The sequence below is a fragment of the Bradyrhizobium sp. th-b2 genome, assembly GCF_000426785.1.
In the GTDB taxonomy this organism is placed as follows: domain Bacteria; phylum Pseudomonadota; class Alphaproteobacteria; order Rhizobiales; family Xanthobacteraceae; genus Bradyrhizobium; species Bradyrhizobium septentrionale.
Genome location: NZ_AUGA01000004.1, coordinates 126,951 through 142,547, shown reverse-complemented (window position 1 = coordinate 142,547; position 15,597 = coordinate 126,951). Strand labels below are relative to the sequence as shown.

Annotated in this window: 15 protein-coding genes; 4 read left to right on the top strand and 11 right to left on the bottom strand. The window is 65.3% G+C overall.

The genetic code is table 11. From position 1 onward, the window contains the following. Positions 1 to 89: 89 nt before the first annotated feature. From K359_RS0108040 to K359_RS0108020, 5 genes are all read right to left on the bottom strand, one after another. On the bottom strand, positions 90 to 851 hold the full coding sequence (locus K359_RS0108040) for an ABC transporter permease (protein WP_029078881.1): 762 nt from the start codon (positions 849 to 851) through the stop codon (positions 90 to 92). Continuing rightward, positions 848 to 1,771: an ABC transporter ATP-binding protein gene (locus K359_RS0108035; RefSeq protein WP_029078880.1), complete on the bottom strand. Its 924-nt coding sequence runs from the start codon at positions 1,769 to 1,771 to the stop codon at positions 848 to 850. Before K359_RS0108035 ends, K359_RS0108040 begins: the two co-directional genes overlap by 4 nt. 150 nt (positions 1,772 to 1,921) lie before the next feature. Further along, the gene (locus tag K359_RS0108030) at positions 1,922 to 2,605 is read right to left on the bottom strand and encodes an OmpA family protein (RefSeq protein WP_029078879.1); all 684 of its coding nucleotides are present in this window, start codon (positions 2,603 to 2,605) and stop codon (positions 1,922 to 1,924) included. Beyond that, positions 2,602 to 3,015 (bottom strand): hypothetical protein, encoded by a 414-nt coding sequence (locus K359_RS0108025; protein WP_029078878.1) that lies wholly within the window; start codon positions 3,013 to 3,015, stop codon positions 2,602 to 2,604. The genes K359_RS0108030 and K359_RS0108025 overlap by 4 nt, the downstream gene beginning before the upstream one ends. Before the next feature lie 76 nt (positions 3,016 to 3,091). After that, on the bottom strand, positions 3,092 to 5,647 hold the full coding sequence (locus tag K359_RS0108020) for an ATP-dependent helicase (RefSeq protein ID WP_029078877.1): 2,556 nt from the start codon (positions 5,645 to 5,647) through the stop codon (positions 3,092 to 3,094). 292 nt (positions 5,648 to 5,939) lie between these two features. On the opposite strand from K359_RS0108020, the gene K359_RS58660 reads away from it, so the two are divergent. Continuing rightward, positions 5,940 to 6,113 carry a DUF1328 domain-containing protein gene (locus K359_RS58660; RefSeq protein WP_021077209.1) on the top strand — a complete coding sequence of 58 codons (174 nt, stop codon included), beginning with the start codon at positions 5,940 to 5,942 and terminating at the stop codon, positions 6,111 to 6,113. A 12-nt stretch (positions 6,114 to 6,125) separates the two neighbouring features. Here the strand turns inward: K359_RS58660 and K359_RS0108010 are convergent, their stop codons facing one another. Continuing rightward, positions 6,126 to 6,617: a thioesterase family protein gene (locus K359_RS0108010; RefSeq protein ID WP_029078876.1), complete on the bottom strand. Its 492-nt coding sequence runs from the start codon at positions 6,615 to 6,617 to the stop codon at positions 6,126 to 6,128. Between the two features lie 161 nt (positions 6,618 to 6,778). Here K359_RS0108010 and K359_RS0108005 point away from each other — a divergent pair, with 161 nt between their 5' ends. From K359_RS0108005 to K359_RS0107995, 3 genes are all read left to right on the top strand, one after another. Further along, entirely contained in the window at positions 6,779 to 8,203 is a 1,425-nt protein-coding gene (locus tag K359_RS0108005; protein WP_029078875.1) for an FAD-binding oxidoreductase, read from the top strand. Between the two features lie 148 nt (positions 8,204 to 8,351). Then, positions 8,352 to 9,707: a Spy/CpxP family protein refolding chaperone gene (locus K359_RS0108000; protein ID WP_245284543.1), complete on the top strand. Its 1,356-nt coding sequence runs from the start codon at positions 8,352 to 8,354 to the stop codon at positions 9,705 to 9,707. A 151-nt stretch (positions 9,708 to 9,858) separates the two neighbouring features. Beyond that, the gene (locus K359_RS0107995) at positions 9,859 to 10,251 is read left to right on the top strand and encodes a hypothetical protein (RefSeq protein ID WP_029078873.1); all 393 of its coding nucleotides are present in this window, start codon (positions 9,859 to 9,861) and stop codon (positions 10,249 to 10,251) included. Positions 10,252 to 10,360: 109 nt separating this feature from the next. Here K359_RS0107995 and K359_RS0107990 read toward each other — a convergent pair whose 3' ends face one another. The 5 genes from K359_RS0107990 to K359_RS0107970 form a co-directional block, all read right to left on the bottom strand. Further along, a complete protein-coding gene (locus K359_RS0107990) occupies positions 10,361 to 12,058 on the bottom strand; it encodes a SulP family inorganic anion transporter (RefSeq protein WP_029078872.1) in 1,698 nt (565 codons plus the stop codon). A gap of 97 nt (positions 12,059 to 12,155) precedes the next feature. Continuing rightward, positions 12,156 to 13,145: a hypothetical protein gene (locus K359_RS0107985; protein ID WP_029078871.1), complete on the bottom strand. Its 990-nt coding sequence runs from the start codon at positions 13,143 to 13,145 to the stop codon at positions 12,156 to 12,158. Further along, positions 13,142 to 13,918, bottom strand: a complete 777-nt coding sequence (locus K359_RS0107980) for a creatininase family protein (protein ID WP_029078870.1) — start codon at positions 13,916 to 13,918, stop codon at positions 13,142 to 13,144. Before K359_RS0107980 ends, K359_RS0107985 begins: the two co-directional genes overlap by 4 nt. A 9-nt stretch (positions 13,919 to 13,927) precedes the next feature. Then, positions 13,928 to 14,713 (bottom strand): DNA-binding domain-containing protein, encoded by a 786-nt coding sequence (locus K359_RS57160; protein WP_051346054.1) that lies wholly within the window; start codon positions 14,711 to 14,713, stop codon positions 13,928 to 13,930. Continuing rightward, positions 14,710 to 15,558 (bottom strand): DUF692 domain-containing protein, encoded by an 849-nt coding sequence (locus K359_RS0107970; protein ID WP_035976316.1) that lies wholly within the window; start codon positions 15,556 to 15,558, stop codon positions 14,710 to 14,712. Before K359_RS0107970 ends, K359_RS57160 begins: the two co-directional genes overlap by 4 nt. Positions 15,559 to 15,597 lie beyond the last annotated feature (39 nt).

Below are 15,597 nucleotides of genomic sequence, written 5' to 3'. Positions count from 1 at the left end.
TGAACCCGGAATCTCGAGATTCCCCGACGCGCGATTGCGCATCTGAGGTTCGCGCTAAGGCGCGCCCCGGAATGACTTGCTTTCGCAAGTCAGTTCTTCAGCCGGTAGCCGGTCCTGAAGATCCATGCCACGACGGCCATGCACGCCACCAGGAATCCCACGGTCATGCCGAGGCTCAGCGGCACGCTGACATCGGCGATCTCATAGAAGCTCCAGCGGAAGCCGGAGATCAGATAGACCACGGGATTGAGCAGCGTGATGGTGCGCCAGCCCGACGGCAGCATGTTCACCGAATAGAAGCTGCCTCCGAGGAAGGTCAGCGGCGTCACCACCAGCATCGGGATCATCTGCAGCTTCTCGAAGCCATCGGCCCAGATGCCGATGATGAAGCCGAACAGGCTGAAGGTGACGGCGGTCAACACCAGGAAGGTCAGCATCCACACCGGATGCTGGATATGCAAAGGTACAAAAAGTCCGGCGGTCGCCAGGATGATCAGGCCGAGGATGATCGACTTGGTGGCGGCGGCGCCGACATAGCCGATCACGATCTCGAAATAGGAGATCGGCGCCGACAGGATCTCGTAGATCGTGCCGACGAATTTCGGAAAGTAGATGCCGAACGAGGCGTTGGAGATGCTCTGCGTCAGCACCGACAGCATCACGAGCCCCGGCACGATGAAGGTGCCGTAGCTGACGCCCTCGACCTGGGTGATGCGCGAGCCGATCGCGGCGCCAAACACCACGAAATACAGCGAGGTCGACACCACGGGCGAGACGATGCTCTGCAGCAGCGTGCGCCAGGTGCGCGCCATTTCGAACAGATAGATGGCCCGGATTGCACGATAATTCATGGCGCCCTCACGATGGAGACGAAGATGTCCTCGAGTGAGGATTGCTTCGTATCCAGATCGGAGATCCGGATGCCGGCATTGCGGAGGTCGCTGAGCAGGCTGGTGATGCCGGTGCGGTCGCCCTTGGTGTCGTAATCGTAGGTCACCGCGCGGCCGTCGTCGGACAATTCGAGATGGTAGGCGGCAAGCGCGGGCGGAACGGCGTCGAGCTTGCTCTGCAAATGCAACGTCAGCTGCTTCTTGCCGAGCTTCTGCATCAAGGTCGCCTTGTCCTCGATCAGGATGATCTCGCCCTTGTTGATGACGCCGATGCGGTCGGCCATCTCCTCGGCTTCCTCGATGTAGTGCGTGGTCAGGATGATGGTGACGCCGGCAGCCTGCAGCGTGCGAACCACTTCCCACATGCCCTTGCGCAATTCGACATCGACGCCGGCGGTGGGCTCGTCGAGGAACAGGATCTGCGGCTCGTGCGATAGCGCCTTGGCGATCATCACACGGCGTTTCATGCCGCCGGACAGTGTGATGATCTTGTCGTCCTTCTTGTCCCACAGCGACAGGTCGCGCAGCACCTTCTCGATATGGGCGGGGTTCTTCGGCTTGCCGAACAGGCCGCGGCTGAAACTCACCGTCGCCCAGACCGATTCGAACGCGTCGGTGTGCAGTTCCTGCGGAACCAGCCCGATCATCGAGCGGGCCGCGCGATAGTCGCCGATGATGTCGTGGCCGCCGATCATGATGCGGCCCTCGCTCGGATTGGCGATGCCGCAGATGATGCTGATCAGCGTGGTCTTGCCGGCGCCGTTCGGCCCGAGCAGCGCGAAGATCTCGCCACGGTTGATATCAAGATTGATGCCCTTCAGCGCCTTGAAGCCGGAGCCGTAGGTCTTCGAAAGATTGGATACGGAAATGATCGGCGACATGAAGGATCGAAAGCGTGAGGGAGGGGGGCGCGCGCGGATTGGGGCCCGGGCGGGGCGGGATGCGGGTCAAGCGCAGATAGGAACGCATATTCCGTTCCGCAATCACCCGGCAGCGCAGAAATCTATTCTGCGGCGTGCAGAAAAGCCGCGCTAGTGCCTCTTGGCTGGCTTCGCCGGCTTCTTGGCGGCCGCCGCCGGCGCGGGGTGCGCGGGCGGCTCGTCGGCGACCTTCGCGACCAGCATAATCTGCAGTTGGTTGTTGACCGGCGCGTTGGGGCGGGCGGGGTCGAGCAGCTGCTCTTCGCCGAGCCCGACCGATTGCAGGCGCTTCGGCGCGATCTTGAAGGTGTTGACCAGGATGTCGCGGATCGCGTCCGCGCGCCGCTGGCTCAGCAGCACGTTGTTGTCGCGCCGTCCGGTCGATTCGATGTGGCCGACGATCAGGAATGTGTAGGGCAGCAGCGAGGAATGCGTCAGCGCATCGGCGATCCGCCCGACGGTCTGATACGATTCCGGCATCACGATCGGCGTGTCGACGTCGAACGCGATGTCGGCATTGAACGCCGGCAGCTTGGTCAGATCGGGAGCGATCGGCGGGCGCTTTTGCGGCGGCGGCTCGTTCTTCGATCGCGACTTCGATCGTTCGAGCGTCTGCTGGCGCAGCGCCGGGACGTCGATTGCGGCGTCGGTCTCGAAATGATTGAGCTTGGCGATGACGTCGTCGCGCGTGACCGCGGTCTGCGCCTGCACGAGCGGCGCCGCCAGCAACGTCAGCGCGGCGAGAAGACCCAACAGGCCAAGATCGCGCAAGCCGCCCGTCGACAGCCGCATCATTGATACCCCGCGTCATTGATCGCCTGGGCGCAATTGCGGCTGACGCCCTTGGCTGCGACGAGGCAGGGCACCGCCTTGCTGGTCTCCTTGGTCGAGCCGTTGCAGACCTTGACGATCTCGCGGGTGCAGGCGTTTGCAACCGTCACGCGCGCCGCGATCCGCTTCTGGATCGTGTCGAGGGTGGAGAAGTAAGTCTCCTTGCACTGCGGCGATATCACGTCGCGGTTGCGCGACAGGCACTCCTTGAGGCGAGTGGCGTCAAGATTGACGCCGCGGCAGTTGGCGGTGATGTCGGCGCCGCAGGCCTTGGCGAGCTGCGCGGCCGAATCGCCAAAGCTCATCGTCTCCGCGACCGCCAGCGACGGCGCAGTGAGCGCGATGACAAAAAGGAAAAACCCTCCCCGGACCATGGGGCCATCTCAACCCGTGAATTCAACTGGGGTCAAGAGCTACGAACAGGGAAGGCCGCCAAGGAAGGCGGCTGTGTCACACCCGTTCCACAAAGCTGTCGACCACCTTCTTCTCGCCGGCCTTTTCGAAGGCGATGGTGAGCTTGTTGCCGTCGATCTTCACCACATGGCCGTAGCCGAATTTCTGGTGAAACACCCGATCCTCCAGCGAGAATTCCGACACCGTGCCGGTGGATTTCGCCACCAGCTCGCCCTCGATCACCATGGGGCCGCGCTTGCTGCGATTGAAGCCGCCCGAGGAGGCATCGGTCCGCGAGGTGGAGGTATCGCTTCGCGAACCTGAAAATGGCGATTGCCGCTCCTCGAAGCCGCCGCTGCGCCCCCCGCCACCGCGGCCGCGGTTGGCCTGGGCGCGCTGCCAGCCCGGGGTCGAATAGCTCGAGCCGAATGATTCGAGGTTGTCGAAGCGCGAGGCGCCATAGCCGCCGCTGCCGCCCCAGCCCGAGCCGCCCTTGGATTCGGTGATCTCGACATTGTGCGCCGGCAACTCGTCGAGGAAGCGCGAGGGGATCGTGGTCGACCAGGTGCCATGGATGCGGCGGTTGGTGGCGAAATAGATTTTTGCGCGGCGGCGGGCGCGGGTCAGCCCGACATGGGCGAGGCGGCGCTCCTCCTCGAGCCCGGCGCGGCCCTGTTCATCCAGCGTGCGCTGGCTCGGGAACAGGCCTTCCTCCCAGCCCGGCAGGAACACATTGTCGAATTCCAGCCCCTTGGCCGAATGTAGCGTCATCAGCGACACCGCCTCGTCGCCGGCCTCGCCGTCGCGGTCCATCACCAGTGAGATATGTTCGAGAAACCCCTGCAGGTTCTCGAATTCCTCCATCGAACGCACCAGTTCCTTGAGGTTGTCCAGCCGGCCCGCGGCATCAGCCGAGCGATCCTTCTGCCACATCTCGGTATAGCCGCTCTCGTCGAGCACGATCTCGGCGAGCTCGGTATGTGAGACCACCTCGCGCTGGGCGCGCCAGCGGTCGAATTGCATGACGAGATCGCGCAACGAGCCGCGCGCTTTCGGCTTCAGCTCGTCGGTCTCGACCACGGTGCGCGCCGCCTCGAACAGCGGAATGCGGCGTTTGCGGGCATGGTCGTGCAGCAGCTGCACGGTGGCGTCGCCGAGGCCCCGTTTGGGCACGTTGACGATGCGCTCGAAGGCGAGATCGTCGGCCGGCGAGTTGATGGTGCGCAGATAGGCCAGCGCATCGCGGATTTCGGCGCGCTCATAGAATCTGGGGCCGCCGATCACGCGGTAGGGCAGGCCGAGCGTGACGAAGCGGTCCTCGAACTCGCGCATCTGGAACGAGGCGCGCACCAGGATGGCGACGTCGTTGAGGTTTTCGCCGGCGCGCTGCAGCTCCTCAAGTTCCTCGCCGATCGCGCGCGCTTCCTCCTCCGAATCCCAGGAGCCGGTGACGGTGACCTTCTCGCCGTCGACATCCTCGGTGCGCAGCGTCTTGCCGAGCCGGCCTTCATTATGCGCGATCAGATGCGAGGCCGCGGCCAGGATGTGGCCGGTGGAGCGGTAGTTGCGCTCGAGCCGGATCACCTTGGCGCCCGGAAAATCGTGGTCGAAGCGCAGGATGTTGTCGACCTCGGCGCCGCGCCAGCCGTAGATCGACTGGTCGTCGTCGCCGACGCAGCAGATGTTCTTGAGCGGCGCGGAGGGAGCGGCCGGCGCGGGCTGTGCGCTTGCTGCTTGCTTTGCGGCCGCATCATCGATCGGACCCGGAATCACCGCCGACAGCGGCAGGCCGGGCTGCGTCGGCGCCTGCGACAGCAGCCGCAGCCACAGGTACTGCGCGACGTTGGTGTCCTGATATTCGTCGACCAGGATGAACTTGAAGCGGTTCTGGTACTGCCGGAGCACATCGGGATTTTCGCGGAACAGCCTGATGTTCTCGAGCAGCAGGTCGCCGAAATCGGCCGCGTTGAGGATCTTCAGCCGCTCCTGATAGGTCGCGTAGATCTTGCCGCCCTTGCCGTTGCCGAACGAGGCGGCCTCGCCCGACGGCACCTGCGACGGCGACAGCCCGCGGTTCTTCCAGCTGTCGATCAGGCCGGCCAGCATCCGCGCCGGCCAGCGTTTGTCGTCGATGTTCTCGGCCTGCAGAAGCTGTTTGAGCAGCCGCACCTGGTCGTCGACGTCGAGCACCGTGAAGTTGGATTTGAGCTGCACCAGCTCGGCATGGATGCGCAGGATGCGGCCGCCGATCGAGTGGAAGGTGCCGAGCCACGGCATGCCCTCGACCGCCTGGCCCAGCATCTGGCCGAGCCGCAGCTTCATCTCGCGCGCCGCCTTATTGGTGAAGGTCACCGACAGGATCTCGTGCGGCCGCGCGCGGCCCTGGCTCAGGATATGCGCGATGCGCGTGGTCAGCACCCGTGTCTTGCCGGTGCCGGCGCCGGCGAGCACCAGCACGGGGCCGTCGAGCGTCTCGACCGCCTCGCGCTGCTCCGGATTGAGGCCTTGGAGATATTGCGGACCCGCCGCCGCCCGCGCACGCGCGGCGATGCCCCCAGCCACCGGCTGGTGCTCGGGGACGCCGTGAGGGGGCAATTTGCTCGGCTCGGTCATCAGCGAATCGTCTCGGCCCCACGATGGCACCGCGGGACGGTGAAGGGGAGCCTTCTTAACAGGGATTGAGGGGCATATAGGGCCTGATCGGCCGTTTTGACAGGTTTTATCGCGGCCGACAGGAACGCTTTTGGCAGCAGCGTACAACCGGCCTGGTTCCTGAAATCGGCGAAAATCTCGCGGTTTCGCGATCAGGAACCAGCGTTTCCCCGCAGGATTGTTTCAACAAGTTCGACGCCGGGCAGAGGTCCGCGCTGGGAAACGAACGAGGAAACGAAGCGGAGGTTTGATCATGCTGAGCTGGGTCGTCACATTCCTGGTCATCGCCCTGATCGCGGGAATTCTGGGCTTCGGCGGCATCGCCGGCGCCTCGATCGAAATCGCCAAGGCGATCTTCTTCATCGCCATCATCCTGTTCCTGGTGTCGGCGGTGGTCGGATTGGCGCGTGGCCGCACAAGGGTCTAACGCGGCGCTTGGTTACGTCTTGGTGGAGGGCATCGCCACGTTGCGGCCGATGCCCTCCGGACGCGGCACGCCCGCATAGCTCTCCACGATCGCCCGGGCACGCGTCTGAATGTCAGGCGGAAACGGCGCCACCTTGCGCGCCTCCATGTCGATGTGCAGCGTGAGGTTTTCCGAGGTCGCCGAGAGCCAGCCCTCGGTGGCGTGGCGCAGCTCCTCGAAGGTGTGCAGCCGCTTCTCGTCGGCGCCGAGCAGGAACACCGAGACCTGCACGGGATCGCCGAGATGAATCTCCCGCAAGTAGCGGACGTGACACTCGGCGGTGAACGTCGAGCAGTGCCGCGCCGTCATGTAGGCCGGCCCGATCCCGAGCTGCAGCCACATCTCGTCGATGGCGCGGTCGAACATCACGTTGTAGTAGGCCATGTTGAGATGGCCGTTGTAATCGATCCATTGCGGCTCGATCTGCATCAGAGAGGATTTGAACGGGGCCGGCGGGATCGGCATCTCGCTTGCGGCAGTCACTGGCGTCATCGTCCATCCCCCGGTTTGCTGGCGTTCGAGCATGAGCTTTTCTGTGACTCCGGCGGCCACTTTTTCAAGTCCGGCTCTCTTGACCCCTTATACAAGCTTTGCCACGGTCGGCTAAAGCCGGGAGGAAATTTGACTTGGCGACAACGATTTCGAGCAATTTGACGCGACCTGAGCCGCAGGCCCTGAAGCGCGCGATCGACGCGCTGGCGGCGCGGTTCGGCAACCGGCTCGTCACGTCTTTGGCCGTGCGCGAACAGCACGCCCATACCACCACATGGCTGCCGAACCAGCCGCCGGACGCAGTGGTGATGGCGCAGGAGACGGCTGACATTCAGGACGTGGTGCGGATCTGTGCCGCGAACTGCGTGCCGGTGATCGCGTTCGGTACCGGAACTTCGCTCGAGGGCCAGGTCAATGCGCCTGCGGGCGGCGTCTGCATCGATCTGCGCGACATGAACAAGGTGCTCGAGGTGCATGCCGAGGACCTCGACTGCGTGATCCAGCCCGGCGTGACGCGGAAGGCGCTCAACGAGCATCTGCGCGACCAGGGCTTGTTCTTTCCGATCGATCCCGGCGCCGACGCTTCGCTCGGCGGCATGACCTCGACCCGCGCCTCCGGCACCAACGCGGTGCGCTACGGCACCATGCGCGAGAACGTGCTGGCGCTGAAGGTGGTGCGCGGCGACGGCGAGATCATCACCACAGGCACGCGGGCCAAGAAGTCGTCGGCCGGCTACGACCTGACGCATCTGTTCATCGGCGCCGAAGGCACGCTCGGCATCATCTCCGAGCTCACCATCAAGCTGCGCGGCATTCCCGAAACGATCGCCGCCGCCGCCTGTTCGTTCGAGACGGTGCGCGGCGCTTGCCAGGCGACCATCCTCGCGATCCAGACCGGCATCCCGGTCGCTCGCATCGAGCTGCTCAATGCCGAGCAGGTGAAGGCCTGCAACAGCTATTCGAAACTGTCGCTGCCGGAGACGCCGCTGCTGTTGCTGGAATTCCACGGCAGCGAGGTCGAGGTCGCCGAGCAGTCGAAGAACTTCCACGACATCGCCGCCGAATGCGGCGGCGGCGACTTCTCCTGGACCACCAAGCCGGAGGACCGCACCAGGCTGTGGCAGGCCCGGCATGACGCCTACTGGTCGGTGAAGGCGCTGCGTCCCGGCGACCGCATCGGCGTCGTCGCGACCGACGTCTGCGTGCCGATCTCGCGGCTTGCCGACTGCGTCACCGAGACCGAGGACGATCTGAAGCGGCTCAACCTGATGTCGCCGATCGTCGGCCATGTCGGCGACGGCAATTTCCACTGCTCACTGGTGTGCGACATCGACAACGAGGACGAGATGGCGCGCGGCGAGGAGTTCATGCATCGTCTGGTCGAACGCGCGCAGGCGATGGGCGGCACCTGCACCGGCGAGCACGGCATCGGCCAGGGCAAGCAGAAATATCTCAAGGCCGAGCTCGGGGTGGAGGCGCTCGACGCGATGCGGGCGCTGAAGCAGGCGCTCGATCCGCAGAACATCTTCAATCCCGGAAAGATCGTCCCGGCCGCCTGAGGCGCCGTTACTCAGCAGCGCAGTATCCGCGAGCGGTTGCGCGCCGCGATCGCGCGGAACTTTTCCGTCCGTCCGGCGTCTTTCCTGTGCCGTAGTGTATTGGCGCGGAGCGAGACGAGTGATCGGACGAGCAATCGGAATTGCAGTCATGATCGTTGCCATGGCGCTGTCGGGCGACGCGATCGCCCGCGGCGGCGGGCACGGTGGCGGCCATGGAGGAGGCCATGGTGGCGGTCACGGGCACGGCGGTGGCCATGGACATGGCGGTGGCCATGGATATGGCGGTGGTCATCGACATGGCGGGCATGGCTTTGGCCACATGCATTTCGGCGGCGGCCATCATGGCGGGTTCGGCCGTTCGCACGCGATCCCGCGATCAGGCTTCGCCGGCCATGGCGCCTTCGTGTCGCGCGGGGCGGCAAATTTCGGCCAGCCCGGCAACATGCGCAATGCGTTCAACTCGCTGTCGCGCAACGGCGCATTGCGCAACGGCCGGCTGTTGAGCAACCCGGCGGCGCGTGCGCAGATCGCGGCGGCCGCGGCGCTCGCCGGCTGGCACGGCGGGACTGTCGCCAGCGGCTGGTGGCAGCATTCCGGCGGCGGCTATGGTTGGGTCGGCCCGCTGTTCTGGCCGTTCGCCTACAACGACATCTATGACTACGCGGTCTGGGGCGACGATCTCGGATTCTGGGGCTACGGCTATCCGGACATCTATGCCGGCATCTTCGGTCCCTATGGTTATGACGATCTCAGGGGCTATCTGCCAGATCGCAGGCCGGGCCGCCGATATCGCGGCGGCGGGCGGATCGAAGAGATGTGCGGCAATGACAGCCGCTCGATTGCCGGCCTGCCGGTGGATCAGATTGCGGATACTGTGCAGCCGACCGATGCGCAGCTGGCTGCGCTCGGCGAACTCGGCGAAGCGTCGCTCGCAGCCGCCCGCACCATTCGGGCGGCATGTCCTGCACAGGTGGTGTTGACCGCGCCGAACCGCCTCGCCGCCATGCAGCAGCGGATCGAAGCGATGGTGACGGCGGTCGCAACCGTCAGGCCGCCGCTGGAGAAATTCTACGGCCTGCTCGACGATGAGCAGAAGGCGCGGTTCAACGCGCTCGCCGACAGCCAGCGCAAGGAAGCCGCGGCGCGCGATCCCAAAGGTGACCAGAACGCGGCAGTCGCCCGGAACTGCGGCGCTGCGCAGGGTGCCGCGCAGGATTGGCCGACGAGCGAGATCCAGGCCCGGATGCAGCTCAACGACGCCCAGCGCGCAGCGCTCCAGGCGCTTCAGGACACCAGCGCCGATGCGGCCCGCAAACTGAAGGCGGCGTGCCAGCCCAACGACGCGATGACCCCGCCGGCGCGTCTCGCCTCCGTTGCGAATCGGCTCGACGTCATGCTGCAGGCTGTCAAGGACGTCCGCGCCGCGCTTGAGAATTTCTACGCCACCCTCAGTGACGAGCAAAAGGCGCAGTTCGAGGCGATCGGGCCGCAACGATCGGCTTGATGCGCGTGTGACATCAAGTCACTCGCCGGATCGGCTGTTCCGGTGTGGCCATGATGCCATAGCCAGCATCTCGCTCTTGCGCCGAGAGGACTCTGCGGTTCACAGGTTGTGCCCAGGCCAGCTATGCTCGCCGCGCTTTCGGGGTACGGCGATGTGGACGTTCAGCAAGGCCAAGCGCAAAGACATCTGGGATGATCCCGTCGAGCAGCCGCTCGGCGATATCGAGGCTGCGCAGCGGATACGCGCGATCTGCCGCGACGCCGCTAGCTGCGCCGAGGCGGTCGGCGCGCCCGAGAAGCGTTCGCCGAACAAGCATCAGGTCGAGCGTGAGCGCTACGAGCGTGCCGCCAGGACCGCGATGGAGATCGCGATGAAAATATCCGACGAGATGATGCGGGATTCCGCGGTGCGCGAGATCGTCGGCCTCTGCATGAAGGCCAACAACATCAAGACCGGCCGGGCGCTGTTCCGCGCCATCCACACCAATTCCATCAAGGCCGACGTCCTGAGGGAGCATCCGACGCTCGAGGGCGAGCAGGCTTGAGTTGCTCCGGCCGAGGCGAGTCCCCGTAGCCCGGATGGAGCGTAAGCGAAATCCGGGACGGTTCATCAATGCACGAGAGAATCCCGGATTGCGCTTCGCTTCATCCGGGCTACGAATTACTCGCCTGTGGGCCCAGCGTCCGCACCGCTTCGTCGACGCTGCGGAAGACGTGGTCGCGCGGCAGAACCGCGTAGAGATCGAAGCGCTCGAACGCGTCCTGCGCGCGTGCGGATTCGAGCCGCGCCACCGCCACCGTCACGCCGTCATCGCGGCATTCGCGAAACAGATCGCGCAACGCCTGCGCCGCCGTGAAATCGATCTCGATCATGCCGCTGGCCTCGATCACCAGCAGAAGCGGTTTCGGCGTCGCCGTGCCGATGGTTTTGAGCACGTCGCTGTGAAAGCCTTGCGCGTTGAGGAACGACAGCGGCGCCTGCAGGCCGACGACGGCAATGCCGGGCTTGCGCTCGCCGGTGACGTGCGGACCCGTCGGCCACCAGATCGTGGTGCCAGCCACGTGGACGAATTCCACCAGTTGGCCCCGCGTCGTGGTCCAGATGCCGTGCAGCAGCGACAGCGCGATGCCGACTGCGACGCCTTGCTCGATCGGCAGCACGATGATCGCGGCCGCCGTCGCCAGCACCAGCAGGAATTCGTAGAACGACTGGCGGAAGATCGCGACGATCTGTTTCACGCGGATGATGCGCAGCGCCACGAACAGCAGCACACCGCCGAGCGCAGCGTCAGGCACGTGTTTGAGCAGCGTCGCGCCGAACGCGAGCAGCGCGAGCACGATTGTCGCGGCGAACAGCCCGGCGAGCTGCGTGCGTCCGCCGGTCTCCGAGACGATGCCGGTGCGCGGCGGACTGGCGTTGACGGGGAAGGCGCCGAACAGGCCGGACAAGAGGCTGCCGGCACCGGCGCCGAGGAAGTCGCGATCGACGTCGGCCGGCTTGTCCGGATCTGACAGAAACGAACGCGTCGTCGCCGCGGTCTGCACCATGACCACGATGGCGATCAGGATCGCCAGCGACAACAGTTTGATCCATCGCTCCGGTGCGATGTCCGGAAATGACGGCTTCGGCAGCGACCCCGGCACGATGCCGACCACCTTGACGCCCTTGCTTTCGAGATGGCCGGCGATGACAGCAATGGTGGCCACGACAAGGCCGATCAGCGCGCCCGGAATGCGCGCGCTGATCTTCTCCGATCCCGCGACCAGCGCCAGCACGCCGAGGCCGATCGCCAGCGTATAGAAATTTGTTTGGCCGATCTCTGCCGCGAGAACCCCGAGCTTGTACAGCGTCGGCCCGTCCGGCGTGGTCAGGCCGAGCACGCCGGGCAGTTGCGAGACCAGGATGTGGACGGAGATGCCGGCGAGGAAGCCGACTGTGACCGGCGTCGACAGCAAATTGGCGACCCAGCCGAGCTTGAACAGGCCGCCGGCGATCATGATCGCGCCGACCATCAGCGCCAGCGCCATCGCCAGCGACTGATAGTCGGGTGAACCCGCGGTTGCCATCAGCGCGAGGCCCGCCGCGAAGATCGGCGTGATCGTGGAATCGGCGCCGCAGGACAGGAAGCGGTTGGCCCCTAACATCGCAAAGCCGAGCGAGCCCGCCATGAAGGCAAAGAAGCCGATCTGCGGCGAGAAGCCGCCAAGCCGCGCGGTCGCCATCTGCTCCGGGATCGCGATCGCGGCAAGCGTCAGCCCGGCGATCAGGTCGCCGGGCAGGTCGCTCGGCCGGAATGCGGCCAGCGAACGGAAGACCGGCCAGCTGGCGCGTGTCGGATGATCCTGGCCCATCGGTCTCCCACGTGGATTGCCGCGATTCTTGAATATTCGGATATCGCGCAGCCAAAAGCCAGCGGAGTTGGGTTATGTGCAGCCGCGAAGCGGACAGCTATCCGGCGCGCGCCTCGGTGATCGCCTTGCGGATCGCCGCCAGCGGCGCGTTGTCGTCGAACGCAATACTATTACCCTTCATCTTCACTCCGAGATCGCGCCACAGTCCGGCAAGATCGGGTGTCACCGGCTTTGATCCCCATTCGTCATGCAGCCGCGTCAGCACGTCGACGCCGACCGCCTTGTCGGCGGTGGACAGCACGCGCGCGATCGGCCAGTCCTTTTCGTGATTGCCGCCGGCGGCGAGCACGCCGCGCACGGCATCCTGCAGGCCGAGTTTGTTGCCGGTGCGCTTGCGGATTTCGACATCCGCGAACAGGCAGAACATCGCGCCGCCCCAGTATTTCCGGCCCCAGGTGTCGGTATTGTCGAGGCCCTCGTCGCCGGCCTGCGGCAGGCCCTTGGGCATGTCGCGCACCATCGCCTGCCAGATTTCCTGCGCCGTCAGGTCGCCGGCCTGCACGCGCGCGACCGGCTCGACATAGACCGCGAGCCCTTCCGACAGCCAGGCGTAGCGGTCGTCGAGATCGGGCAGGGCGGTGTGCACCATCTCGTGCACGATCACCCAGTCGCGCTTGAGATCGTCCGCATCGGCATCGCGGCCGATCGGCAGCCGGATCGCAGCGCCGCGATAACCCCATGTGGTGCCGCCGCGCACGCGCGAGCCGTCGACCGGCACCAGCAGAAGCCGCAGCGAGTTGACGGGAAACCGGCCGTAGTAAATCGAGACCGCTCTGGCGGACGCCTTGATCCAGTCGAATATTTTCTCCTTGGGCAGCGCCATGTTGCCGGGCGCGAACCCGACATGAATGGTGCCACCAGACACTTCGAGATCGGTCCTGGGCAGCCGGTCGAAGGCGTCGTAGGGCATGCCTTCGCCGCGCATGAACTCGGACTGTGCCTTGACGTGACATGATACGATGCCGATGAGGATCGCCGCGACCAGCATCGCGGCTGATATCACGCGATAGGTCGGGATGCTCTTCATCGCGGCGTGCCGCGCGGCTGTGGCCTGTCGTTCTCGCCAAGGGCCGCGGTCACCTGATCGCTGAGATCGTCGAGAATGGCCGCGAGCAGCGCCGCGCCCTTGGCTGATGTCGCCAGCGTCGGATCGCCGTAGCTGCCGGATCGGCTGTAGTTCGGCGAATTGCTGTCCGACGGCGTCAGGCGGCCCGGCACCTCGTAGCGCAAAGCGGGACTGGCTTCGGCGCGTTCCGGATCGACCACATCCGGTGCCAGCGCCAGCATCAGGGACGTCTCCAGCTCGTCGGCGTGGCTGCCATGGCGCTGCTCGGAGATCTGCTCGGCCGTGCGGCGGAAGCGCGGGCCCTGATAGAGCCGCAGATGCGTCACCTTGGCCGGTTCGAAACCCGCCAGCGCGCGTTCGACCGGAGCGAGAGTGCTGACTCCCGTGTTGAGCACGAACAAGGTGCTGATACCGTTGTCGAGGATGCCGGCGGCGATCTCATGCACCATGGCTTCGAACGTTGCTGCCGACAGGCTGGCGCTTCCGGCATAGTTGATGAAAGCGGGGTAGTGGCCGTAGGTGAGGGTCGGCCAGATCAGTGCGTCGATGCGTTCGGCGAGATGCGCCGCAAACCACTCGGCCTGCACGCGGTCGGTGTTGAGCGGCAGATGGAAACCGTGTTGCTTGGCGGCGGCGCCGATCGGCAGGATCGCCGGTCGGCCAGCCGCAATTCGCCGCGCGACCTCGTCCCAGGTGAGGCGCTCGATGAAGTGGTTGATGATCTCGGCGCTCATGCCGCGCCCCTATTCGCGAACCGATGCCGCCGTCAGCAGTCCCGCCGTGATCCAGCCGTGCAGATAGCCGGCGCCGCGTGCTGCAGCACCGTCGGGATCGTCATAGGTCGCGAGCATCTCGCAGAGCACGCCGAACGGAATGCCGGCAGAGGCTTCGTCCCACATCATCGCTTCCTCGGCCGGCAGCTCGCGGAACATCGGCGTGGTGTCCTGGCGCCAGATCAGGAGGCGGGCGGGCTCGGCCAGCGTCGCCGCCTCGGGTGGCGTCTCGTCGTTCTTCAGTGCGATCCAGATCGCGGCGGCATTGGTCGACAGGTCGATCCGCGCAGCGCTCGGATGCGGCTGGAACACCAGGTCGTTCCAGACCTCGGGCGCGAAACCCGCCATCGTCTCCAGCGCGAGCACGGCGCCCTCGCGGGCGTCGAAGGCGTCGTTCAGCGCCTTCTCCAGCGCGGCAAGGCCGGCGAGCACCGGATGATGGCTGTAGGGTTCGGCGGACTTCAGGAAGTCAGGCAACCATTGCGAGAACCAGCGCAGGTTCGGATGCTCTGATGGCCGTGCCCTGACGTAGGCGTGGCCCATCTCGTCGAACATCTCGTCGCCGAGAAAGCGATGCAGCAGCGCGTGGTCGTTGCGCATCGCTTCGACCAGCCGCGAGCCATAGGCGTGGCGGTAGACGCCGAACAGCGTCGCGCGCGTCTCCCTGGGGCTGTCGAGGATTTCGGTCAGGATATTATCGTCGCCGGTGAGGATGGCGTGCTGGAAGTCGCCCTGCTGGCGCGCGAAGTCGCTCATGCCGCCGGCGCGCCCGCGCCCAGCACCTGCGCCGCGATCTCGCGGGTGCGCGTGACCTCGATCAGCAATTCGTCGAGAGGCGGGATGTTGTCGTCGCGCTCGATCATGGTCGAGACCCGGCCGAACCGCTGCAATGCCGCGACATAGAGCTCCCAGACATCCTCGCACACCGGATGGTCGTGCGTGTCGATGATGTGCGTCTCCATATGGCTGTGGCCCGCCATGTGAAATTGCACCACGCGATCCGCCGGAATGCCGTTGAGGAAGGCCATCGGATCATAGCCGTGGTTGAAGGCGCTGACATAGACATTGTTGATGTCGAACAGCAGCCAGCAGCCGGAGCGGCGCGACAGCTCGGAGAGGAATTCCCACTCCGTCATCTCGGAATTGTTGAACTGCACATAGGTCGAGACATTCTCGAGCACCAGCGCGCGACCGAGGACATCCTGCACCAGCTGCACGCGGCTCACGACATGATCGAGCGCCTCCTCTGTGTAGGGGATCGGCAGCAGATCGTGCAGGTTCTTGCCGTGCACGCCGGTCCAGCACAAATGGTCCGACACCCATTTCGGCTGCACGCGTTTTGCGAGGTCCTTCAGGCCCTCCAGATAGTCGAAATTCGGCGGCGCGGTGGAGGCGATCGACAGCGAGACGCCGTGCATCACCACGGGATAGCGCTCGCAGATCCGGTCGAGGATGCGCAGCGGCTGGCCGCCCGGCAGCATGTAGTTCTCGCTGATCACCTCGAACCAGTCGATCGGCGGATTGCCGTTCAGGATCTCGTCGTAGTGCTGCGCGCGCAGGCCGAGGCCAAAGCCCAGGAACGGCGGTTTGGCCGCTTGCATCGTTTGCCCCGTGTGCGCCGTCGTGGGCAATCGGCTTGC